The sequence below is a fragment of the Leptobacterium flavescens genome (assembly GCF_010671605.1).
In the GTDB taxonomy this organism is placed as follows: Bacteria; Bacteroidota; Bacteroidia; order Flavobacteriales; family Flavobacteriaceae; genus Leptobacterium; species Leptobacterium flavescens.
The window spans coordinates 1,262,791-1,285,191 of record NZ_JAABOO010000001.1 but is presented as its reverse complement, the minus strand read 5'-3'; the positions used below and the strand labels follow the sequence as shown (position 1 = coordinate 1,285,191).

Here is a 22,401-nt window from a genome sequence, read left to right as displayed (position 1 = left end):
TTAACATAATAGAATGAACTGCAGTTTAACAAGGAGTTTTTTAGTTCTTTTTCTTTTAATTACGGGCTATCTGCATGCACAACAAGATCCGAACTACGTATTCTACAGATATAATATGAATGTGATTAACCCTGCTTATGCCGGGTCGGATGGTATTGCCGATATTACTTCCAATCTCAGGAGTCAGTGGCAGGGAATAGAAGGAGCCCCGAGAACACAGACACTTTCTGCAGCTACACCTTTTAGTGATAGAGTAGGTCTGGGCCTTTCCTTAGTTAATGATAAAACCTTTATCGAGAGGCAAACAGCGGTTTTTATCGACTTCTCCTATAAACTTCAACTCGACAGGGAAACTTCTTTATTTATGGGATTGAAGGCCGGAGGGAACTTTTTTGATGTCAATGCTGCCGGATTACAAACCTTTAACCGGGTAGTCGATCCTCTTTTGAGGGATGAAAGTCGGTTTAACCCTAATCTTGGGCTAGGATTCTATCTAAAGAATGAAAAATATTTTGTCTCGCTTTCCTCTCCGAGGATATTAAACACCAGACGTTTTGACGAGAGGAACGGAGTGGTGGTAGAAGCAACCGACGAGCTGCATCTCTTTCTTTCGGGAGGATATGATTTCAGGCTTACCGACGACTGGATCTTTAAACCGTCTGTCCTGATGCGATATGTAAACGGAGCTCCGCTATCTGCCGATATTACCGCGGCAATGGGATACAGGGAATTACTTGAGTTTGGCCTGGCATACAGGACCGATAGTGCCATTGGCGGCCTTGCATTATTTAACCTGACCGATTGGCTGGGAGTAGGTTATGCCTACGACAGTTCTCTTCGAAGCGAGCTTAACGAAGCGGGGACAGGTACTCATGAGGTTTTACTGAAGTTCAGGATCAGATCCCTGACCAAATAAAAAAGAGAAGCTTTTTCAGGTATTATTAAAGGTATTCATCGTACGTTCTATACCTGCCAGCACAAAGGACTTGATAAGTTCGCAGGAACGTTCCAGTCTTTCCGGGAGTTTGGTGTTTTCTTCCTCGTTCCACTCACCTAAAACATAATCAACCTGTCTGCCCTTACCAAAATCAGCACCTACACCAAATCTGAACCGGTTGTATTTGGTAGTTCCCAATTTGGCCTGAAGATCTTTTAAGCCGTTATGACCTCCGTCGCTTCCTTTTGTTTTTAAGCGGATACTTCCGTAAGGGAGATTAATATCATCAGTAATGATCAGAAGGTTTTCGATGGAGATCTTCTCCTTTTCCATCCAGTATTTTACCGCTTTCCCGCTCAGATTCATATAAGTGCTGGGTTTAAGGAAAATAAGAGTGCGTCCTTTGATCTTATGAGTGCAGAGGTCGCCCAGTTTCTGAGTTTCAAAACTGAGGGATTCCTGTTTGGCAAAGAAATCGACTACTTTAAAACCTATATTGTGGCGGGTATTTACATAGTCGGCACCTATATTTCCGAGCCCTACGATTAAAAATTTCTTCATCTGATCTGTTTCTTCGGTAAGCGATGTATTTCTCTGAAAAATCTTTTTAATGAATCCGAACATTTCTATCCGCTTTTCAGTAAAAATAAAAAAAGCATCCTACTAAGGATGCTTTTTGATAAAGATATTCTTTTGTTATTCTGTAGCAGCAGCTTCTTTTGCAGCAGCTTTTTCTTCTTTTGCAGCATCTTGCGCAGCTTTCATCGCAGCACGTGAAATTCTTACCTGGCAAACAACAGTGTTGTCCGGGTGTAAAAATTTGTACTCATCTTTTGCAAGGGTCGGAACATAAAGTTTGTTTCCGATCTCAAGCTCAGAAATATCTGCAAGGATAAAATCCGGTAAATTCTTAGGAAGCGCTTTTACTTTTAGTTTACGTTTGTTAAGACGTAAAACACCACCCGCTAGAATTCCAGGAGCATTACCAGTGATTTTTACAGGAATATCCAAAGCAATTTCTTTGTCTTCGTGTAACTGGAAAAAGTCTATGTGTAGAATTTTATCCGTTACAGGGTGAAATTGAATGTCCTGTAAGATAGCATCGAATTTCTTGTCTCCAAGGTCAATCACTACAGTATGTACATCTGGAGTGTAAACCAATTTAGAAAATGCTAATTCATCGGCTGAAAAGTGCAATGGTTGATCTCCTCCGTATAACACGCAAGGAACCTTTCCAGCATTACGTAAGGATTTGCTTGCCGCTTTTCCCACGCTTTCTCTTTGAGATCCGTTGATTGTAATTGACTTCATTATTATATAAAATTAAATGTATTTACATTAAAAATTTAGAGCTGATAGAGGTGTTGTGGTGTACTCTGTGCATTACATCTGCAAAGAGCTCGGCACAACTCAGTACCCTTACCTTCTCATTTTCCTGTTGCAAAGGTATAGAATCTGTTACGATCAATTCCTTTAGCTTTGATTTTTCTATCTTTTCAAAGGCGTTACCGGACAGGATAGCGTGCGTTGTAATTGCTCTTACGCTCAATGCACCTCTTTCTATCATCAGGTCTGCTGCCTTAGTAAGTGTTCCTGCGGTATCTACCATATCATCTACGAGCACCACATTCTTTCCTTTAACATCTCCGATAAGCTCCATATGGGAGATCACGTTGGCTTTGGCACGCTGCTTATAACAGATTACCACATCGCACTCCAGAGCTTTCGAATACGCATAAGCCCTTTTGGAACCACCCATATCCGGAGAAGCAATCGTCAGATTGTCCAGATTCAGGCTCTGCAAATAAGGTAAAAATATGGTAGAAGCAAATAAGTGATCTACCGGCTTTTCAAAGAACCCTTGTATCTGATCTGCGTGCAGGTCCATGGTAATGATCCTTGTGGCTCCTGCAGCCTCCAGCATTTTTGCAACTAACTTAGCGGCAATCGGAACTCTGGGTTTATCCTTTCTGTCCTGTCTTGCCCATCCGAAATACGGCATTACTGCGGTAATATGTCTTGCCGAAGCTCTTTTGGCAGCATCCAGCATAAGCAGCATTTCCATCAGGTGATCTGCATTCGGATATGTAGATCCTATAATAAATACCCTGGTACCTCTTACAGACTCCTCAAAGGAGGGCTGAAATTCTCCATCGCTGTACGTCGATGTTATAACATTTCCTAGGTCGGTGCCAAAAGATTTCGCTATTTGTTCTGCGAGTTCTTTGCTCTGTGAGCAGGCAAAAATTTTTGGTTCTAAATTTACATTAGGCATGCCTAAAAAGTATTGTTAGCCGCTGATTTTTATTAGCTTGCGTTAAACGAGCTGCAAATTTAGAAATTTATTCCAAGACCGAAAGTAATTATTGGTTAATTTTATAAAAGAATCGAATTTTATTTGTTAGATTTGTCGCCTCAAAAATGCTCGAGTGGCGGAATTGGTAGACGCGCTGGATTCAAAATCCAGTTCTTTCGGGAGTGTGGGTTCGATTCCCACCTCGAGTACAAAAGCCGGAATGAAAGTTCCGGCTTTTTTGTTTTTATAAATGCTTCTAAATTATTTGCTGACAATAGGTCCCAATACCTCCCACACATTATTGGCTACGATCTTTTGCCCTTCAACTGTAGGATGGATCCCATCTTCCTGATTGAGTTCCGGAATACCGCCCACATCTTTTAGCAAAAAGGGAATAAGAGGAATTTCGTTCTTTTCGGCCAATTCTGGGAAAATAGTCCTGAATTCCGAGGTGTAATCCTGTCCCATATTAGGTGGGAGTTGCATTCCTGCCAAAACAATAACCGTTTCCGGGCTTTTCTGCCATACCTGATCGATAATGGCCTGCAGGTTATTTCGGGTTTCCTGTAAGGGGATCCCCCTTAAGCCATCGTTGGCTCCCAGTTCCAGTACAAAAACATCTACTTTCTGATTGAGTACCCAGTTAAGTCGGTTTCTTCCACCTGCTGTAGTCTCTCCGCTTAAACCAGAATTAATGACCGTATAACTGAGTTGCAAGGAATCTAATTTGGATTGAATAAGAGCCGGGAAAGCTTCATCAACTTCAAGTCCAAAGCCGGCAGTAAGGCTGTCGCCAAAAAACAAAATGGTTTTATTGGTACTTGAAGTAACCGTATTTTCCGTATCGGTGTCTTTTGTAGACTGACTTTCTTTTTTCGCGCCGGAATCCCCTCCGCAGGAAATCAGTAATAAAAAGACTAAAAAATAACGAAATTTTAAGATAGTTTGCATAGTTCCAGGGTCTAAATGTCCAAATCATTTCCTTATTTTGCTTTGCTTGACAAAAGCAAATCCAAAACAGTTCTGATGTCAAAGATATTAAAGATTCATAAGCTGGAGAAAACATATACGAGCGGCTCGAAAAAGCTGACGGTATTGAATGATATCTCCTTTGAAGTAGAAAAAGGAAACACCTTTTCTATTGTAGGTCCTTCGGGAAGCGGAAAAACAACCCTCCTGGGACTTTGTGCCGGGTTAGACAGGCCTGATTCGGGAGCGATCGAATTATGCGGAACTCCTTTACAGGATCTTAATGAAGATCAGCTGGCACAGTTGCGCAATAAGGAAGTAGGCTTTATTTTTCAAAATTTTCAATTGCTTCCAACCCTGAATGCCCTGGAGAATGTAAGTGTTCCTCTTGAGTTACAGGGAGCAAAAAATGCAACCAAGGTAGCGATGGAATTACTGGATAAGGTAGGACTGGCAGACAGGGCTCATCACTATCCTTCGCAACTTTCGGGGGGAGAGCAACAGCGGGTGGCTTTGGCAAGAGCTTTTTCAAACCGACCCTCCATATTATTTGCGGATGAACCAACCGGGAACCTGGATGAAGAAACAGGTGAAAAGGTGGTAAAACTCCTGTTTGAACTGAATCAGGAGGCGGGAACCACTTTGGTGATCGTTACTCACGATCTCGAACTGGCAAACAGAACACAACAGATCCTCAGACTTAAGGGAGGAAAGATTATAATGAACGAAACAACTGCGGTATCTTGAATAATCAATACACATCAAAAGCCGGTCTGAAATGGCTGTTTAAAATGGCGTGGAGAGATGGTAAAGCCAGTAGTTCAAGGCTTCTGCTCTTTATGGCATCTATCATTCTGGGGATCGCAGCAGTAGTTTCCATTCAATCCTTTAGTGAGAACCTGGAAGAGAATATTGCGATCCAGTCGAAAGCATTAATGGGAGCCGATTTTATAATCGACAGCAGGCAGCTTCCGAATGAAAAAGTGCAGAATATTATCGATTCCCTGGGAGGAGCCGATGCTTCTGAAGTTAATTTTGCATCTATGGCGGCCTTTCCCAAGAATGGCGAAGCTAAGCTGGTACGGGTGAGAGGTGTTGAAGGCAGCTTTCCTTTCTACGGAACCCTGGAAACGGAACCGGCTTCGGCAGCTACAGAATATCAGGCATCGGGAGGCGCCCTGGTAGATGCTACCATGATGTTGCAGTTTGAATTAGAGCCCGGCGATTCCATTAAACTGGGAGAACTTACATTACCTATTATAGGGGCGTTAAAATCGGTGCCCGGAAGTTCAGCTATTTCCGCATCGGTAGCTCCCCCGGTACTGATCCCATATCGTTTTATCGATAAGACCGAACTTTTACAACAGGGGAGCCGAAAGGAATATCAATACTTTTTTGTAGCTCCTCCGGGAATGGATCTCGATGCACTTGATAGAGATCTGGACCCTGTTCTGGATGCCGAAAATGCAGATCTGGATACACATAAAGTAATGAGCCAGCAATTGGGGCGCAGTTACGGGAATATGGGAAGATTCCTGAACCTCGTAGCCTTTGTAGCCCTGCTTCTGGGTTGTGTGGGAATTGCAAGCTCGGTACATATTTATATAAGAGAAAAATTAGGAGCCGTAGCCGTCCTTAAATGTATGGGCGCTACCCGAAAACAAACCTTCCTGATCTATCTGATACAGATTGCATGGATGGGGCTTGCCGGAGGAATTATCGGAACACTTATCGGGATAGGACTTCAGCAATCGTTTCCACTTATTTTACAGGAATTCCTGCCTTTTGAAGTAGAGATCTCATTAACCGCACAACCGGTTATTTTGGGACTGTTGCTGGGTATTTTTATGTCGGTTTTATTTGCATTACTGCCATTATTGAATACCTGGTATGTTGCTCCATTGGAGGTGTTGCGCGTAAGAGAAGGGGAAGTGGTAAAATCGAGGAGAGCCAGGTTTCTTACGTTTACCGGGATATTGCTTTTTATCTTTTTATTCTCATTCTGGCTTCTGGAAGACGGTGTTTTTGCATTGGCTTTTGTGATAGTAGTCCTGATCACGTTTTCGATCCTGGCCGGAATAGCAAGTTTATTTATGAAGGCAATCAAAAGATTTTTCCCTACCTCATGGGGATTTACTTCCAGGCAAAGTTTATTGAATCTCTACCGTCCGAATAATCAGACGATGGTTTTGGTACTGGCAATCGGACTGGGAACTTTTCTGATCAGTACCCTTTACTTTACAAAAGATATGTTACTGGCCAAAACAGCTTTGGAGAACAGTTCTGATAGTCCCAATATTATTCTGATGGATGTTCAGACAGAACAGAGAGAAGCAGTTGCCAGGACCATTACCCCAAAGGGACTCCCACTTATCGATAATATGTCTATTGTAACCATGCGGATGCATAGTATTAAGGGAGTACCGGCCAATGATATTCGTAAAGACAGTGCCTCCGGGGTACGGGAGTGGGTATTGAATAACGAGTTCAGAGCTACCTACAGAGATTCGTTGATCGCCACCGAAACCCTTGCCAAAGGAGAGTGGACCCCGGAAATAGCACCAGGAGACCCGATCGTAATTTCGATCTCCGACAATATAGCAGAAGATGCCCAGGTTGATATAGGTGATGAGATTGTCTTTAATGTACAGGGAGTATTAATGAAAACCACTGTTGGAAGTATACGTGCAGTAGACTGGGGAAGGGTACAAATGAATTTCTCCCTTGTTTTTCCAAAGGGGGTTCTTGAAAATGCACCTCAGTTCCATATTCTGACGACCCATACCCCGGATGAAGTTAGTTCGGCATCTTTACAGCGCGAACTGGTGAAGAAATTCCCCAATGTTTCCGTTCTGGATCTTAGACAGATACTCACGATCGTTGAAAACATCCTGGAAAAGATTGCCTGGGCCATTAATTTTATGGCTTTCTTCAGTATTCTTACGGGGGTTATCGTTCTTATAGGTTCGGTACGTAATAGTAAATATCAGCGTATTAAGGAAAATGTCCTTCTGCGGACCCTTGGGGCAAAAGGTAAGCAGATCCTGCGAATTACCACCCTGGAATTTCTATACCTGGGAGTGATCGGCAGCGGGATCGGGATCCTTTTATCTCTGGTAAGCAGTCAACTGCTGGCCACTTTTGTGTTCGAAGCTACTTTCGTGCCTTCTCTAACACCCTTCCTGGTATTTTTACCCGGAGTTACCGCCCTGGTATTACTTATCGGGCTTAGTAACAGCAGAAGCGTACTGAAAAGCCCTCCCCTGGAGGTGTTGAGGAAGGAGGTGTAGGTTTAATTTTTATCTCCTACACTTTTGTTATGGGTATCTTCATATTTTTTCATTAGATTGTTTACGGTTCTTTCGAATTCGTCAATTCTTTTGTCCAGCATATTAAGTTGTCTGCTTCGCATTCTGTCGCTCTTAATTTGAAATATTTCATTTTCAAACGCTTCCATTTCCTCAAAATACTCTTTTGTCAACTTGACAATTTCTTTATCCAGGGTTGCTTTGTTTGCCGTAAACTTCCTCGTTAACCCTTCTTGTATTGATTCTGTTCCTTCTGTCAAAACCTTATCGAATGTAGCTTGCAAAGCTTGTTTGAAAAACTCATTATGCATCCTCCTTACCTCAAGGTCAGACTCCGATTCCTGTGCCAACGTTATTTTTGTATGTTTGATCGCCTCTTTTTGTTCAACTGAGGGAAAAATACGTTGTAATAATGTCATTTTTCGATTCAACAATCTTTGCGCTTCGCTTTTTTTCTGATTTATCTCATTTGAAAAATGGTCTTGGTTAACCAACTCGTTTTTATTATTATTAGATAATTTACTCATAATTTCTAGTTTTTCTTGTTTATATCTTTTCTCATTTTTCGGGTTAGATCTTTTGCTGTGGACTTAACCGTGTTAATTATATTGCTGGCATAGTTTCTTGCTTTTTTTATATCGCTTTTAGATTGGACATTATCGATTATAATTTCTGCTTCAGTTGCGTTTTTGTATTTCTCAGTTTGAATACCAAAATCAAAAATATCTCCATGATTAATGGCTAATACTGTAAAGGATGACCAAATGATGAACTCGAGTCCTGCACTCATTATTAAACTTAAAATGGTAATTATCATAATGTATTGCCATTCGGGAAATTTAGCGTTGAGGTTCAAAACTCTTAGAGTTGCAGATAGCATTTTATTCCCCGAAGTATTGGATTGATTCAACTCTTCACTTGCTTTTTGTTTCTCTAGCTGAATTTTATCAAATAGACTTTTAATTTCATTTCTTCTTTTGATATTTGTGTTTTCCACTATCGCCAGGCGCCTTTTCTCCTGATTTTCTTTATTTTTTTTCGCTTCATTAAAACGGGGCCCTCTGTATTCCTGACTATTTTTAAATTTGAATCTTTCCTCGGTAATCATTCTAGTGTCATAAACTGAAATTTGCCTGTCAATTTCCTGAGTTAACAGGTTGATTTGTTTATCAAAGGAATTATTGATCTCTTTTAACTCGGCCTCATACTGTTCATCTAATTCCGCTTTTCTCTTTTCAATTACCTTATCGAATTCCGGGTTTTGTAAATTGTAATATGAAAAAATAAGAGTGGCAAAAAAGGAAATAAAGATCAAAATGTATCTTAAGTACCTGAACTTAGATTGATCTACTTTGTAATTTATATTATTACTAATTTGAGACTGTTTGTCTAAAAAAATCAGAAAAATTTTAGTGATCTCAAAAGAAGAAACAATTAATAAAGGAATGGACAGAATCAGCCATTTGGATCCACCATTGTTTTTGGGAAATAGTTCCAGAAAAACCTGATACTCTATCAGCCCGGAAACTAAGGCCGAAATTAAACCCGCGATAATAAAGGTTAAATATGTTACAGGAACAAAACCCTTGAAAAAACCTGAAATTACGTTGTTTATTATTCTGTTCAAATCACTTATTCAGCTAAAAAGGTCAACAATCTGTATACACGGTAAATGATAAATATTATTGATATTATGGCGATTAATACCTTTAAGGCAAAGGTTAGCACTTTACCTACGATCCAACCGCCCAAATAGCCAATTATACCTCCGACAATAAAACCGCCAAATGCGCTTATCTCAGGATCGTTATTTGCCGCTCCAACGCCTAAAATTGCACCGACAATCCCAACGATTATTCCTAAACCGTTGGAAAAACTGTTTTCTTCACTATCTCCCATATTTTAAAATTATTAATGTTGATTATTTCTTAATTCTACTGAACGAATATTGTAAATTATGTAGGGGAAAACAATCAGGATATTCCCTGAATTCTAATGATTTATAACCTAAAAACTCTTTATCAATCTTTCCAGGTTGAGATATATTACGGATAGCAGCGGGCTTGCATTTTTATCCCAGTTCTCCGGATCTTTTTTTATCAGATTTGTGCAGTTCTTTAGCCCTCTTGAAATTTCTCCGGCACCGATCTTTAATTGCCGGTTTCCCGTGCTTAAAAGCTCGGGCAGTGTTTTATAGTATTCCTGTTTTTCCCTGATAAAAGCCTTGAATTCTTCGGCAAGGCTTATACTCTCACCGTTTTGGACCTTTTTGAAATGAAGGTTTAAATATTCCAGGTCGCTGTTAAGGATATTCCTGGTGTATTCAAAAAAGGCCGTCCTGTCTATTATTAAAAGCTCTATTTGTTTAAGCACCCATTCTCTGTCTTCTGCTTCGGGATTGAGATTAAGGTATTGCCCGAACATTTCTATCGCTGCGGTATAATGATTATTAGCCTCGTACATAAGGGCCAGATTAAACACAGCATTGTAATCCTGGGGAAAACTGGCTATCAGTTCTTTAAAAATATCTTTGGCATCTGAGTAGTTTTCTCTTCTGATGCTGGAAACCCCTTCCTGAAATTTCCGAAGCCCTTCCGGATCTAAATCGTTAAGAGCAGAAGTCTCTTTAGGGCGGTAAAGCCTGAAAAAACGCTGAAAAGCCCTTGTCAACTCATACTCATTCTGGGCGTTTAAATATTTTCCTCCCGAAGAACGGGCCAGGTACTGAAGGTCGCGCTCTGCTTCGGAACCGGGTTTAATATCAAAACCTATAGTGTAGTACTTAATATCTACCGCCGGTTGTTGGGATAATCCGGAAACTTCCGGATTAGAGGTATTGCTGTTAAAGTTGTTGCTGCTGGTAAAGCCACTTGCAAAACGGGAAGAAGTCCTTTTTTGAAGCGGCGTTCCTTTGCTGTATACACCGGGCGGGCGAATCTTCCCACAGGAGGAAACCCCATCGCTCATGACAATGAGTTTAGGTGTATTGCCGTTTCCGTTAGACCTTACGTATTCCTGTAACCTTTTGGTGGCGGCATCTACCGCTTCTTTTAAGGGAGTACCCCCGCTTGGATGGGGTATTGCATTGATGGCATTTTGCAATTGCTGCGTATCCGAACTAAAATTAAGAGCCTGAGAAGCAGTGGGATTGTCAATACAACTACCGGAAAAGGTCAGAAAACCTGCTTCCTGCCCGGAACCTCCATTGTTTTGCATGGAATTCAAGCTGTGGAAAGCAGCTTCCTTGGCTTCCTCTATTTTAGATTTTCCGCTGGCACCTTTAGACGCCATACTCCCGGAACGATCAAAAAGGAAAAGGGTTGTTGAGTTTGTATTCTTTGTAGGATTACATAAAAAATTCTTTCCCAAATTGTATTTATCACCCCATAATCCGTGAGGTACTATGTCCCATTTAGCGTGATTTAATTTATTATTGGTATGACTATAATTATAAGTTCCTAGAATAGGAATATCAAAATTAACTTCACCTGTAAATCTTTTTGAGTTATGATTTTCCCCTTTTCCCAATCTCTTAACGGTCTCGTATTCACCTCCCTCAGGATTAGGGCTTATAAATTTAACATTGTGGTCAGGATCATGGAATTTACTTTGAATTTTTGCAAGTTTTATCCAGGGAGTACCACAGTCATCATAATATAATCCGGTTTTGGTATCCAGTACCAAATCACCGGTCGCAACTCTGTTATAAGTATTTCTTTTTAAGTGTGTTTCTTCCGTTAAATAGAATATAGTTCCTTTTATTTTGACATTGTGCTTACTTGTGTCGACATTTAATGTTAATTCATAATCAGCACTATAAGGAGCAAAAGGACTCAAAAAGATACCACTGAGATCTTCTATCGGATATATTTTGCCATTGCTCCTTAATAGAAACAAATTTGAGTTTTGTGTATTTGAAATAGCTTTAATACCCAACGGAGAATTTCCATAAACAGCTGAGTAATTTACCCCGTCTATTTCCAATAATTCGAGTTTAATTTCATACGGGGATCCTCTATCCAGATGAATGATCATTCCATTGGTAATAGGCCTGATCAGATCTTTATGCGGAGGCCCCTTTTTCTGTGCGCTTACCAAAACCGAAAACAGAAGAAGGAGTATTGTGCATTGTAGCTTTAGTATGCTCATTCCCTGATCTCTGCTATATATTTATCGAACTCTTCTTTTCCTATCTGGTATTGACTAAAGTCTACACCTTCGTAAGTGACAGCTAGTAGGCGGTTAATATCGCCAAAACGCTTTACCGATAAGGGGTGAGAAGTATAAACGGTTTCCAGGATCTGGGTTACCAGTAGGTCAGAACCTTCTTTCCCCAGTTGGTTTAGCAGATCGCCATCCAGTTCTCCTTCAATCGAGTTGATCATATCCCAGGTGCTACTGGTAATTTTATTCATGAATTTTTCATTCTTGGTGTTACTCACCATGATCTGCCAGAATTTGGCAGCCTCCCTGATATCGTATCCACTGTTATGCATATAAAAAAGCCCCACCCGGTCCGACTGAGTCTCTTTCTTTTTATCGAAAATGTTCATGATATTCTCCGGAGTAGTGTATTCCAGAGCCTTGTCGAAAGCAGCTCCCAGGATCCCGTCGTCCGCTACATTGACTTTCTTTTTAAGCATTTTTTTCATCCATCCGAATCCCTTCTTCCCGATCTTACTTTCGGTAAACTTGGTGGCCTTAAACCTTTTGGCTCCGTGCTCGTAAGTAACATGAGCTATTTCATGCCCGAGTACGGTAGCCAGTTGAGCTTCGTTTTCCATAAGCTTCAGCAGACCGGTGTTTATAAAGATCATCCCGTTGGGGAAGGCCATGGCATTGGGAACATCGTTATCTATTACATAAAACCTGAAATACACATCGTGTTCCTGAGAAAAGCTTTCTTCCTTGGTGTATTCGGGAAGTACGCGGTTACCGACAAAATTTATATAGCCCTGTATCCTTATATTATCGAGAAGTTTGTAGTCTACACTCCCGATCTTGATATTCCCTTCATGGAGTCCGTAAGAGGGATTAAAGGAATTTTCAGGCACCAGTTTTATTCGGCTCATATTGGAAGCGTCAAAACTTTTGGCAACTTCCTTCATCAGCAGCTTGTCATTATTGGTATAAACGTTTTTACAGACCTCTATTTTGGAAGCCATATAAATGCCATTAGCACCTTGGTTTCCGGTTACGGTTAAAAAACTACCGACCGGTAATTCGGTAAGATCCAGAAAACTCCTTCCCTTACTGCAATTGCAGCCGTCTCCACCTTTACATTTTATACTGGTCTTATCGGTAAGCATGACTTTCCGGCCATCTACATAGGCAATATCGCCTTCCAGGACTTCAAATACCCCTTCAAACTTATTGCCTTCCTCTTCTTCGGCACTTACCATTATTTTGGTGAGTACACGCTTTCTGTTTTCAATGACAAAGGAAATATCTGCAGTGCTGCCGGGAAAGATCTTGTCCTTGTCGATCGATTTTCTCTTCGAGCGTAAAAACTCGGTCTTTTCGTTGACCAGGAAAGTAAATTCCTCATCGTCAAAACTGATAACTATCTTTTCATAGGGGGCAGTAAATTCGAAAATGGTTGCTTCCTTCCAGGTTTCCTCCTCCTGAGCAAAAGCCAGAGAGCTGAAAAAAATAAAGACGAGCAGTATTTTTAATGAAAAGTACTTTTTAATGGGGGTTTTTAGAGTAGTTTTTGCTTTCATCCGATGGTGTTTAAATTAATTAAGTTGTGGTCTCTCGTAAGAGGCTAAACTTTATGGTATCTGATGAAGGGCAGGACTCCGTTTTTAACAGAGCTTAATACTCGTATGTTTAGGGGATTGTTTAGCGAAATAATCCGGTTTTTTAAAACCGGATTTTACTCTTATCAATATTATTGAATAATCGGCTGTAGTTCAATGAGGGAATTTCCTTAAATTTATACGGCAGCTAGGATTCCCCCTCGAATATTAATTATTTTAGAATTATGAAACAGAGATACCTTTTCAACGGGCAATCCTCCTCCTTTGTATTGTTGCTGATGGTGCTTTTTCTCGGCTCTATATCTTTATTGAGAGCACAAACTACTATTCCACTCGACTCCATTATCGCTAAATCGGATAGTCTTGCTAAAAAGAAAGAATATGCCCGGGCCCATCAAATCTATTCGGAGGCAATTTTGATGGCAACTGAAGCAGGAGATGCCGAATTAAGATCTGCTTTACACAAAGAACGGGGGAGACTCTTCAGAAGGGAAAAGAAATATGAGCAGGCTATCGGTCAGTATACAAAAAGTATTGAAGAAAGTCCTTTATCTCTGAATGCAGCTTATTCGTATCAGGGTATTGCCCTCATCAAAAGAAGATTAAGGGAAAAAGACAGTGTGCTGCCATATCTGGAGGCTGCCCTTTCCATTTATAAGGAGAAAGGAGAAGATGAGGTAGCATATAACGCTTTTTCCAATGCGGGAATTATCTATAAGAACCGCCAGCTATATGAGGAAGCACTGAGTTATCTGCTACTGGCAGATGAAGGCTTTAATAAAACGGCAAATTTTAAAAAACTGGGATCTGTAAATAACTCCATCGCTGAGATACAGAATAGCCTTGGAAATAATAAAAAAGCATTTAACTATCACTTTAGGGCTTTGTCATACAGGAAGCAGGCAAAAGACACCTCGGGAATTGCCATGAGTTTTAACAATATTGGCAATGCGTATAAGACAAAGAAGGAATACGATTCGGCTTTGTTCTATTATAAAAGATCACTTGAGCTTGAAGATAAAAACTCCAGGAGATACGCTTCAACCCTCTACAACGTGGGGGTTGCTTATTACCTGAAAGACGATCTGAAAAATGCAAGGTCTTTTTACGACAAGGCTTTAAAGATCAATAAGGAGCAAAACTATACGGAATCTGTTTTTTACAATGCCAATGAACTGGCATTGCTATGTGTTAAGGCTAATGACCTTCCCGCAGCCGCTAAATACCTGAACATGACCGATGGGTTGATAGATAAGATAGAAAATCAGGAAGCCGTATACAGGAACTACGAGATAAAAGCTCTGTACAATAACAAAAGGGGAAACTACCGGCTGGCCTATGATTTTCAGAAAAAGTATTCAGATCTGTATCAATCGGTCTTTAATACCCGTCAGGCCGAAATAGTACAGGAACTGCAGGAACGGTTTGAAACCGAAAAAAAACAGAACGAGAACCTGCAATTATCCCTCCTGAATCAGGAAAACCAGATATTGATAGATAAACAAAAAAGCAGCATTAAGGTTAACAGGCTTTTCCTGCTCGTGTCTTTATTGTTGTTACTACTGATGATCATTGCCTACCTCTTGCTGAATCAGCGACAGAAGACTTTAAAGCATAAGCAGGCCGTAGAACAACTTAAGGCAATTTATGAAGGACAGGAGGTGATAAAAAAGGTTATGAGCAAAGACCTTCACGATATTGTAGCTACCAGTTTGGATGGGATCCGTTTAAAGGTACAGGCCCTGTCTTTATCCGTAGATGAGGATAAGAAGAAACTGGCGGAAGATATTACGGATAATATCCAGGATATCAATCACCAGATGCGCCTGATATCGCATAGATTGTCACCGCTGGACGATAAAATAAAGAAGTATAAACTGTCGGAGATCATAATATCCCAGCTTTCCGAATTCCAGACCTACAGAAAAATACTGGTTAATATCAAGGATGAGATCCCTGAAGTGCTCGACAAACTTAAGCTGGAAGCCCAAACCAATTTTTATGCGATCTTACTGGAGGCACTGAACAATATTGAAAAATACTCTAAAGCCACCGAAGTGATCATCTCTCATAGTATTGATCAATCCGATCGCCTTCATTTTAATATAAAGGATAATGGTGTTGGCTTTAAGGAGACCGACAGCAATGGGATAGGAATACTCAATATGCAGCAGAGGGCTAAACTTCTTAAGGGGATCTGTTCGGTTTTTCCAACCTCTAAAGGGACGGAGCTCAGCCTGGAATTTCCATTAAATGCACATTTAAAATGAAGAAAAAATTAAGCGTATTGATCGTAGATGATTCCGTTATTTTTTCGGAAGGGCTGGAGCAATTGTTGTCTCATCATCCTTTGGTGAGTAAAATTACCCTGGCTCATAATTATGAAAAAGCTTTTGAATTCCTTCAGTCCAAAACAGTGGACGTCATGATACTGGACCTTAATTTTGATTCTTCGGACTATGATGGTTTTAAGATTGCAGAAGAGGTTAAAAGGGATTTTCAACATACAAAGATCATTGTGCTTACACAGCATGCCAAAGTAGATCATTATGAAAAGCTGGTTGATGAATACGGAGTGGAAGGGTATCTGGACAAGCAGCTATCGGTAAAGCAAATGTTTAAGGCGATAGAGAAAGTAATGGCCGGTGAAAATTATATAGATCCGAATATCAGGAAGATGCTGGATGACGGCAGGTGGCTTAAACTCTCAAAACGCGAGAAGGAAGTGTTAACCGTGCTGAGTAAAGGGCATACGCAAAAAGAAGCTGCAGCCGAACTGTTTGTAGAGCCAAAGACCATTGAGTCGCATATCAGGAACCTTTGTCAGCGGTTTAATGCAAATAATTCCGTAGAACTGGTGAGCATGTATATACGGTATAAAAGTGCGTACAGGGAAGATTATGAAGGAACGACCCCGCCCTTCAAAAAAATATAAAGGATACCCGCCCCGGGGCGGGTATCCTGTAAACAAACTTATTCGAATATGTTAAGAGCGATTAGACCTATTCAGTCAGGGCAATTTTCATCATCAGGATCTTCGCAAAGATCAGGATCATTTCCCTGATTTGGCGGATCCGTATCCGTAGCCAGAATCGGAGTAGGATTTTCATAATTTGAATAATCATCGTCCAGACTACAGGAACTAAGAAAAATGATTAAACTAGCTAACAAGATTAAATTAAATTTACTATTAAACATAATTGACACGATTTGTGGATCTCGGGAATCTGATACCTCCGATCCGATTATTAATTCATTTTGTTTATCGTGTCTTGCGCAAGACGAGATCTAAAGTGATCTAGTGTAAAAGTATTTGTAATTGCCTGGTAATCTGTGAGATGGTAGTTTCATGGAATTTCACGGATCAAAAAAGAGTATTGATATGAATGAGGAAACCATAAAAACTGAAAAGGAAATAAAAGGGTTGTTTTATTTAATCCATAGAGTGGAGAAAGAAGAGTTTCACGGTAGACCTCTGAATACGAAAGATTTTACAATTGTGGCAAATGATATTAAAGCTTTGCTTCAGGTTGATGAATCATTTTCTGGATCCACGCTAAGAAGGATTTTTAGTTTTAAAGACCAACCTGGAAACAGAAAAATAATTAATATAGATAGATTAGTACAATGGCTTGTTGATGATTCTGATAGACCTAAAACAACTTTCTGGGAATATATTGATGATAATAAAAATGAAATTGAAGAATATTACCTGGAAAATAAAAGTATGCTGGATGCTTTTTTTAGAAAGTATTCTCCTTGTAAGGATGAAGAAAAAGGAGTATATCATTTTGCTAATTCAATAGTCAAAGAAATAAATAATGGAACATATAGGGAGAAGGATATAAGGGGAGAAAATTCGAAAATAGACACCTTAAAACGAAATATTACCTACCTGGAAAAACAATTAAGTGATCTGGAAGCCCAAAACCTCCAGGCAGTTCTGGATGAAGAGTTTTATATGGAGATCAGGAATTATATCAATCTGTTTGGTAACAACAGACTTAAGCCTGTTCTCAGGAATATTATGAGTAATAAGCTAAGGACAATGAACCTTAAACTGGATAAAGCAAAAAAACTTCATGAGTCAATTGGGACCGCTGGGCTTCTTTTTAGTTCGGTTCCCAATAAAGAAGGACTTATAGGATCCATCCAAAAAGAATTCAGAGGCAAACTGGTAAAACTGTATAAAGAGGAATACTGATCGCTATTGCCATTCTCCGTTCAGGGAGAACATGGCCCAATGATAAAAATGGGCTCTTTCGGGTCTTTTCATCAATTCGATCATACTTTGCTGATAGGCTATAACCTTGGGGATACCTTGACTGATTTTTTTATAGAACAACTGGAAAAAATCTTTGGCATCTTTATCCTTTACATGCCATAAACCTGCCATTACCGTACTGGCACCCGCAGCCAGAAAGGAAGGGATCAATCCGATAGACTCTTCTCCCGGATGGTTCTTCTGACGCCCCGTATCACAGGACGAAAGAACAATAAAAGAAGCAATATTATTCCTGTTCATGATCTCCTCCGCAGTAACGAGTTCATTATTATAAAGACTGAGCCCGGATAAGAAACCTCTATTCTCATCAAAAACACCGTGCCCGGCAAAATGTATAAAAGATGCCTGATCCAATGCATCGGTAAACTTTTTTTTGTGCGCTTCTTTCCCGACAATTGGTTTTGTATTAAAAATGCGGGAGATAGTTTCTACTTCTTCTACAGATTCCTTAAGATCCAGTTCAGGGTCGCCAAATACAAATGCTTTCTTAAAGATATCTTCTTCTTTTGTTTTAGACTGAAGGTATTCCCAACTGGTTAAACTGGAATTGTAAAAAACAGGATTCCTCATAATAAGAGGCTTTTTATCTAATAAAAGAGCATGAAAAGGGAGGTTTTGAAGTATCCCATACGGAATAATGCAAATAATATCGCCGGGTTTTGTCCATGTTTCCAGCGGTTCGATCAAAGCGCTGAACTGTGTCCAGAAACTTTCTTCGGGCCTGAAATCCTTAAATCTGGCCATCGACATCTTTTGAGAAAAAGTGAGTATCTCCTCTCTCAGATCAGGAACAGATATAGAGATCTCAAAGAGTAAAGGTTCGGAGTTGTCGGAATTGATCCCGAAAGCATATAGCCGGTCCTGATGGATATAATAGTATAAAAAGAAGAGCTTTTCTCCCTTTAACTTTTTCTCATCCTGTTTAATGGCTGATATAACTTCATTAAAAGAAGGAATAGTTTCTGTTTTCTTTTTTGCATATTGTTGAAGTGCCCGATCTTCAATCATCTTATCGTACAGATCTCCAAGGGTTTTTTCCCGTTTTCTTTGTTCCTGAATAGAGGAGGAGGAAGAAATAGCTTCTAATATTTTATGTTCCTCAGCCAATAAAAGATGATCGCTTATTTCAGGATCCGGTTTGATATTGTTTGCGATGGAATAAAGCAGGGATTTTGCCCTGACATTTTCTAACCACTCTATACAGTCTTTAAATCTTTTGTGATTGAAGAAAAAGTAAAAGCCGGAAGAGATAAGTTGTTTTATATCTCTTTGAAGATTAATAGCCGCTTCCAGATTTCTTGAAGTTTCCAAAGTACCTGTTTTTTTAATTCGGCTTTGAGCAGTAAACAGAGAAGCCTTAAAGTACTTTTCGGCTTCTGTTCGGTAAAAGGAGATTTGATCTTCTTTTACCAGATTTCTTTGCAGAGCTTCCGAATAACTTAAAGCTGCCTGAAACTCCAATCGCCAGATAAAATCGATCAGACTTCCGGTTTCCAGTATTTTTAGTGCATTTAATGCATGCTTATTTGCTTCTTCATAAAAATGAATATCCTTTTGAGCCCTTCCCAACTCAATGAGAATACTTCCCAGATGATGCGCATTTGTAGCAACACTACCTAAATGACCGGCCTTTTCGAATAGCTGTAAAGCTTCTTTTAAAAATTTAAGAGCCTTGTCAAATTGCCTTTCCAGAAGCAGCCCGAAAGCGTATGTTTGGAATAACTTTCCTCTTAACGAATATCTGTTCTTGATCCATTTCTTGTCTAAAAGATAGGCATCTGCTTCCTCCAGATCGGCAATGGTATCTTTGGTGAAAATTGCCTCTTTCTTTCCTTTTTGCTCCTGTGCACTATGGATAAAACGGTTTGTTAACTGGGTTACAACTTCATCAGTTGAATCCAGGGTTTTAAAAATTCCGATCGTCTTTGCAAAATGATCACCGGCTCTGTTTTTATCTAATATAGCTTTAAAGGAATACAATTGAGCGGTCAGAATAGAATTTTTAACAGGAGACAAAGACTCCAGGGCTTCATCAATGACGGTGAGGAGATCCTTGTTGTCCAGTTTTATTTTGGAAGCACTGTTAGCCAATAAGTTAATGAAATGTATCTTGTTTCCTTCTGTTGTTAACTCCTCCAGGGTGTCTTTTAATATTTTTTCACTGGCATAATAATCACTTTCTGCAAAATACTGATGTGCTTTGTTGAGGATGTTTATTTCCTGCGAAATTGACCTGTTATTGGAGTTTTCAGGAAGGCTAATGGTTTTTTTGAAGTCATTCAGAAGAATCGCCTGATGCCTTTCCTGCAACCATTTTAAACAGTTGTTCTCATAGATATAGGCATCTTTCCGGTGATCCAGTTCCCAGAAAAGAAGAATAGCTTGCGCCAGCCACTCTATTCCTTCTATAAGCTCTAGTTGCAATAAATGAGATCCGTAAATTCCAAAAATTCGGGCTTTTGCAGCCAAATACCCACGATTTTCTATTTTTTTCAGGCTGTTTTCTACAAAATCCGGAAGTTTTGTCGGATCGTAAAACCGGTCGTAATAAATTGTTTTTAGTTCAAGCTGCGTTTTTTTTAGATAAAAAGAAGTATCATACAGACGATCTTTTGAAGACTTTTCACTTTCCAAAAGATAATCATCTATAAGCTTTATGCCCTTTTTCAGATCAGCTTTAGGCATTGCTGTTGTATGATTGATAAGGGTCAGAAGAAAGGAAGAGGTTTCTTTTCCCAAGATGTTTTTATAGGCTTTGTATAGCTCAAGACCTTCTTCTATAATTTCATCCTTGCAATCTGCATCGATCAATCCCTGGTTAAGAAGGGCGAACTTTACCTTTATTTTTGTACTTGTAGCAAAAAATGCAAGACCCGTACCCTGATGTTGTTCTGCCAGAAGTTTACATTTTGCGCAAATGCTGTTGCCTTCAGATTTCGTGAGTTTCTCTTCTATAAACGAATGAAAACCGGAAGATAACTCTGCACGGACTCTGGTCGTATGAGATTCCGATCTTTTAAGAGCATCATGTGTTTTTTTGACAGCCTCCCCATTTTCCGTATTGTGAAATACCTGAAGAGCTAAAAAAAGGATCCCGTCTGAAATGGGTTTTTTCAGATCGTTGTAAATAGAAGTAAATTGTTTGTAATCTCCCGTCAAAAACAATTTTTCGAGTAGAGGAAAAGTACCTTTATTCATCTTCGTGCTTTGTGATAAAGATTTTTGGATTCCCTAGGAGGTCTTTTATTTTTTCTGTTTGTCGTTCAAAATCTTCGGGAGACAGGTCGAACCTGAATTTTACCCGTACAGATGGAAATTCTATAATAATAAGGCCTTCCGGTTTTGTGCCTTTATACTTATCCCTTAAGATCCTGATCATTGGGATGATGAATTTCTGGGTGATATTAATACTGCTGGCGGCAGTAACAGTAATCAAAGCTGCCATTAAAAGCGGATGAAGATCACTACGGGTTTCCTCTTCGTCTGAAATTAATTCCGTATTAATATCTATTTCCTGTAATGCGGATGTAATCTCAGAGCCCGAAAGATAATTGCTGGAAATCAATACCTTTTCATCTCTTTTTTTATTGGAATTTGCCATGCTTTTGGATTTAATTTTTGAAGCAGATGTTTATGACACTGATAAGTTAGCAGTATTTTTATAAATATTTTAACCGCAACTTAAAAATAGGGGAAAACCCTGTAAGAAATTACCCTTTTCTTCTTTTTTGCAAAAAATTATTTGAATGTCATTATCATATGAAATTTGTAATTCTTTCTTTCCTGCTGCTTAAATAAAACTTATACCCTTCTTTTTTCGTAAATGTATATGGATCAAATCTCAGATTCACATTTGATGAGGTGATTCACTTATTGTTGGGGACAATAAAAACACGATTAAGAGAATGTATTGCGGTTTTGAGGGAGATCGTATTGAAAAAATAGAGGGTAATTATGGATGTAAACGAATACATAGAATCGGGTGTTCTGGAACTCTACGTGGCGGGAGCCCTGTCTGAAGAAGAAAACAGAGAGGTATACAAGGCCATACAGGAGTATCCGGAAGTAAAAAAGGAATGCAGGGAGATCATCAGAGCTTTGATATCTCTATTATATATCGTTATGAGAGCTAAAGACCAGTATCCTGATCTTTAGGTTCCGGCACTATTTATTGGAGTGCCGGATGTATTTTTCCACCACTACGGCGGTAATGATCACAATATAGAACTGCCCCATCAGTCCTACCAGGATAGCTGCTTTCTGTGCTACGGGAGTTACAGGAATAATCTCTCCGTATCCGATAGTAAGCAGGGTGATATAACTGTAATAAATAAGAGAATCCATCCTGGCCGATGGGCTCTGATCATCCAGAAGGATCCCTTCAAAAGATCCCGGAGTGCTGATATCGATACTGGTAAAAATAAAGAAGGCGATCAGGCCCAGCGATACATAACCACTCATCAGGCCTATGATAACATTCTTATTTACGAATTTGGCATTCCATACCTGCTTTATAATCTCTATGGTTACCGTAGAGTAAAAAAGGAAATAGATCCCCATTCGTATAAACTGGGTGGAGCTCTCGAAGTGCTTACTCATCATATCGGCTCCGAAAACAGAAGAAGCACTGATAAGAAGGATGATAAAAAACCAGACCAGTTTCTTCTTTTTGGAGATCAGCAGAATCCCTGCAATGATGTTTATCAGAAATAGGATGGGAACCAGAACTTTTTCAAAAAAATCTATAGGGACTACCAATGATCCGAACAGGATAGTCAGCATGCTGAAAAAGAAGATCTCAAAGCGGTTTTTATAAAATTTTTTGATCATTTTATACAGATAAA

At 39.6% G+C, this 22,401-nt stretch carries 19 protein-coding genes and 1 tRNA gene; 8 read left to right on the top strand and 12 right to left on the bottom strand.

What is annotated here, in order from left to right:
* The first annotated feature begins 13 nt into the window (after positions 1-13).
* Positions 14-916: a PorP/SprF family type IX secretion system membrane protein gene (locus GWK08_RS05620; protein WP_163605913.1), complete on the top strand. Its 903-nt coding sequence runs from the start codon at positions 14-16 to the stop codon at positions 914-916.
* Between the two features lie 15 nt (positions 917-931).
* On the opposite strand, the gene pth is transcribed toward GWK08_RS05620, so the two are convergent.
* From pth to GWK08_RS05605, 3 genes are all read right to left on the bottom strand, one after another.
* A complete protein-coding gene (pth, locus tag GWK08_RS05615; protein ID WP_163605912.1) occupies positions 932-1,561 on the bottom strand; it encodes an aminoacyl-tRNA hydrolase in 630 nt (209 codons plus the stop codon).
* 72 nt (positions 1,562-1,633) lie between these two features.
* Entirely contained in the window at positions 1,634-2,248 is a 615-nt protein-coding gene (locus GWK08_RS05610) for a 50S ribosomal protein L25/general stress protein Ctc (RefSeq protein ID WP_163605911.1), read from the bottom strand.
* 22 nt (positions 2,249-2,270) lie between these two features.
* Complete coding sequence (locus tag GWK08_RS05605; RefSeq protein WP_163605910.1) at positions 2,271-3,212, bottom strand: ribose-phosphate pyrophosphokinase; 942 nt, start codon at positions 3,210-3,212, stop codon at positions 2,271-2,273.
* 148 nt (positions 3,213-3,360) lie between these two features.
* On the opposite strand from GWK08_RS05605, the gene GWK08_RS05600 reads away from it, so the two are divergent.
* Positions 3,361-3,442: transfer RNA gene (locus GWK08_RS05600), tRNA-Leu, on the top strand.
* Positions 3,443-3,494: 52 nt separating this feature from the next.
* Here GWK08_RS05600 and GWK08_RS05595 read toward each other — a convergent pair.
* Positions 3,495-4,184 carry an arylesterase gene (locus GWK08_RS05595; RefSeq protein ID WP_163605909.1) on the bottom strand — a complete coding sequence of 230 codons (690 nt, stop codon included), beginning with the start codon at positions 4,182-4,184 and terminating at the stop codon, positions 3,495-3,497.
* 75 nt (positions 4,185-4,259) lie between these two features.
* Here GWK08_RS05595 and GWK08_RS05590 point away from each other — a divergent pair, with 75 nt between their 5' ends.
* Both GWK08_RS05590 and GWK08_RS05585 read left to right on the top strand, forming a co-directional pair.
* Entirely contained in the window at positions 4,260-4,949 is a 690-nt protein-coding gene (locus tag GWK08_RS05590; RefSeq protein ID WP_163605908.1) for an ABC transporter ATP-binding protein, read from the top strand.
* A 44-nt stretch (positions 4,950-4,993) separates the two neighbouring features.
* Complete coding sequence (locus tag GWK08_RS05585) at positions 4,994-7,492, top strand: ABC transporter permease (protein WP_163606304.1); 2,499 nt, start codon at positions 4,994-4,996, stop codon at positions 7,490-7,492.
* A gap of 2 nt (positions 7,493-7,494) precedes the next feature.
* On the opposite strand, the gene GWK08_RS05580 is transcribed toward GWK08_RS05585, so the two are convergent.
* From GWK08_RS05580 to GWK08_RS05560, 5 genes are all read right to left on the bottom strand, one after another.
* The gene (locus GWK08_RS05580; protein WP_163605907.1) at positions 7,495-8,037 is read right to left on the bottom strand and encodes a hypothetical protein; all 543 of its coding nucleotides are present in this window, start codon (positions 8,035-8,037) and stop codon (positions 7,495-7,497) included.
* Positions 8,038-8,042: 5 nt separating this feature from the next.
* On the bottom strand, positions 8,043-9,137 hold the full coding sequence (locus GWK08_RS05575) for a hypothetical protein (protein ID WP_163605906.1): 1,095 nt from the start codon (positions 9,135-9,137) through the stop codon (positions 8,043-8,045).
* A gap of 5 nt (positions 9,138-9,142) precedes the next feature.
* Positions 9,143-9,409 carry a hypothetical protein gene (locus GWK08_RS05570; RefSeq protein ID WP_163605905.1) on the bottom strand — a complete coding sequence of 89 codons (267 nt, stop codon included), beginning with the start codon at positions 9,407-9,409 and terminating at the stop codon, positions 9,143-9,145.
* A gap of 108 nt (positions 9,410-9,517) precedes the next feature.
* Positions 9,518-11,659, bottom strand: coding sequence for a VWA domain-containing protein (locus tag GWK08_RS05565; protein ID WP_163605904.1), 2,142 nt, complete (start codon positions 11,657-11,659; stop codon positions 9,518-9,520).
* The gene (locus tag GWK08_RS05560; protein WP_163605903.1) at positions 11,656-13,233 is read right to left on the bottom strand and encodes a M48 family metalloprotease; all 1,578 of its coding nucleotides are present in this window, start codon (positions 13,231-13,233) and stop codon (positions 11,656-11,658) included. Before GWK08_RS05560 ends, GWK08_RS05565 begins: the two co-directional genes overlap by 4 nt.
* Positions 13,234-13,496: 263 nt before the next feature.
* Here GWK08_RS05560 and GWK08_RS05555 point away from each other — a divergent pair, with 263 nt between their 5' ends.
* The 3 genes from GWK08_RS05555 (at position 13,497) to GWK08_RS05545 (ending at position 17,476) form a co-directional block, all read left to right on the top strand.
* Entirely contained in the window at positions 13,497-15,542 is a 2,046-nt protein-coding gene (locus GWK08_RS05555) for a tetratricopeptide repeat-containing sensor histidine kinase (RefSeq protein ID WP_163605902.1), read from the top strand.
* A complete protein-coding gene (locus GWK08_RS05550; RefSeq protein ID WP_163605901.1) occupies positions 15,539-16,207 on the top strand; it encodes a response regulator transcription factor in 669 nt (222 codons plus the stop codon). The genes GWK08_RS05555 and GWK08_RS05550 overlap by 4 nt, the downstream gene beginning before the upstream one ends.
* Positions 16,208-16,621: 414 nt before the next feature.
* Positions 16,622-17,476 (top strand): hypothetical protein, encoded by an 855-nt coding sequence (locus GWK08_RS05545; RefSeq protein ID WP_163605900.1) that lies wholly within the window; start codon positions 16,622-16,624, stop codon positions 17,474-17,476.
* A gap of 3 nt (positions 17,477-17,479) precedes the next feature.
* On the opposite strand, the gene GWK08_RS05540 is transcribed toward GWK08_RS05545, so the two are convergent.
* Together GWK08_RS05540 and GWK08_RS05535 are read right to left on the bottom strand one after the other, a co-directional pair.
* Entirely contained in the window at positions 17,480-20,755 is a 3,276-nt protein-coding gene (locus GWK08_RS05540) for a CHAT domain-containing protein (RefSeq protein WP_163605899.1), read from the bottom strand.
* Entirely contained in the window at positions 20,748-21,158 is a 411-nt protein-coding gene (locus tag GWK08_RS05535; RefSeq protein ID WP_163605898.1) for a hypothetical protein, read from the bottom strand. Before GWK08_RS05535 ends, GWK08_RS05540 begins: the two co-directional genes overlap by 8 nt.
* Before the next feature lie 353 nt (positions 21,159-21,511).
* Between GWK08_RS05535 and GWK08_RS19200 the strand changes: the two genes are divergently transcribed.
* Positions 21,512-21,712 (top strand): hypothetical protein, encoded by a 201-nt coding sequence (locus GWK08_RS19200; RefSeq protein WP_204335999.1) that lies wholly within the window; start codon positions 21,512-21,514, stop codon positions 21,710-21,712.
* A gap of 9 nt (positions 21,713-21,721) precedes the next feature.
* Here the strand turns inward: GWK08_RS19200 and GWK08_RS05525 are convergent, their stop codons facing one another.
* Positions 21,722-22,387, bottom strand: a complete 666-nt coding sequence (locus GWK08_RS05525; RefSeq protein ID WP_163605897.1) for an ion channel — start codon at positions 22,385-22,387, stop codon at positions 21,722-21,724.
* Positions 22,388-22,401 lie beyond the last annotated feature (14 nt).

What these genes read in the sequence shown, in the direction of transcription:
- pth (WP_163605912.1), bottom strand. Translation starts at nt 1,561, where the DNA reads ATGTTCGGATTCATTAAAAAGATTTTTCAGAGAAATACATCGCTTACC.
- GWK08_RS05590 (WP_163605908.1), top strand. Translation starts at nt 4,260, where the DNA reads ATGTCAAAGATATTAAAGATTCATAAGCTGGAGAAAACATATACGAGC.
- GWK08_RS05605 (WP_163605910.1), bottom strand. Translation starts at nt 3,212, where the DNA reads ATGCCTAATGTAAATTTAGAACCAAAAATTTTTGCCTGCTCACAGAGC.
- GWK08_RS19200 (WP_204335999.1), top strand. Translation starts at nt 21,512, where the DNA reads ATGGATGTAAACGAATACATAGAATCGGGTGTTCTGGAACTCTACGTG.
- GWK08_RS05560 (WP_163605903.1), bottom strand. Translation starts at nt 13,233, where the DNA reads ATGAAAGCAAAAACTACTCTAAAAACCCCCATTAAAAAGTACTTTTCA.
- GWK08_RS05535 (WP_163605898.1), bottom strand. Translation starts at nt 21,158, where the DNA reads ATGGCAAATTCCAATAAAAAAAGAGATGAAAAGGTATTGATTTCCAGC.
- GWK08_RS05580 (WP_163605907.1), bottom strand. Translation starts at nt 8,037, where the DNA reads ATGAGTAAATTATCTAATAATAATAAAAACGAGTTGGTTAACCAAGAC.
- GWK08_RS05545 (WP_163605900.1), top strand. Translation starts at nt 16,622, where the DNA reads ATGGAATTTCACGGATCAAAAAAGAGTATTGATATGAATGAGGAAACC.
- GWK08_RS05585 (WP_163606304.1), top strand. Translation starts at nt 4,994, where the DNA reads ATGGCGTGGAGAGATGGTAAAGCCAGTAGTTCAAGGCTTCTGCTCTTT.
- GWK08_RS05525 (WP_163605897.1), bottom strand. Translation starts at nt 22,387, where the DNA reads ATGATCAAAAAATTTTATAAAAACCGCTTTGAGATCTTCTTTTTCAGC.
- GWK08_RS05550 (WP_163605901.1), top strand. Translation starts at nt 15,539, where the DNA reads ATGAAGAAAAAATTAAGCGTATTGATCGTAGATGATTCCGTTATTTTT.
- GWK08_RS05620 (WP_163605913.1), top strand. Translation starts at nt 14, where the DNA reads ATGAACTGCAGTTTAACAAGGAGTTTTTTAGTTCTTTTTCTTTTAATT.
- GWK08_RS05610 (WP_163605911.1), bottom strand. Translation starts at nt 2,248, where the DNA reads ATGAAGTCAATTACAATCAACGGATCTCAAAGAGAAAGCGTGGGAAAA.
- GWK08_RS05555 (WP_163605902.1), top strand. Translation starts at nt 13,497, where the DNA reads ATGAAACAGAGATACCTTTTCAACGGGCAATCCTCCTCCTTTGTATTG.
- GWK08_RS05565 (WP_163605904.1), bottom strand. Translation starts at nt 11,659, where the DNA reads ATGAGCATACTAAAGCTACAATGCACAATACTCCTTCTTCTGTTTTCG.
- GWK08_RS05595 (WP_163605909.1), bottom strand. Translation starts at nt 4,184, where the DNA reads ATGCAAACTATCTTAAAATTTCGTTATTTTTTAGTCTTTTTATTACTG.
- GWK08_RS05570 (WP_163605905.1), bottom strand. Translation starts at nt 9,409, where the DNA reads ATGGGAGATAGTGAAGAAAACAGTTTTTCCAACGGTTTAGGAATAATC.
- GWK08_RS05540 (WP_163605899.1), bottom strand. Translation starts at nt 20,755, where the DNA reads ATGAATAAAGGTACTTTTCCTCTACTCGAAAAATTGTTTTTGACGGGA.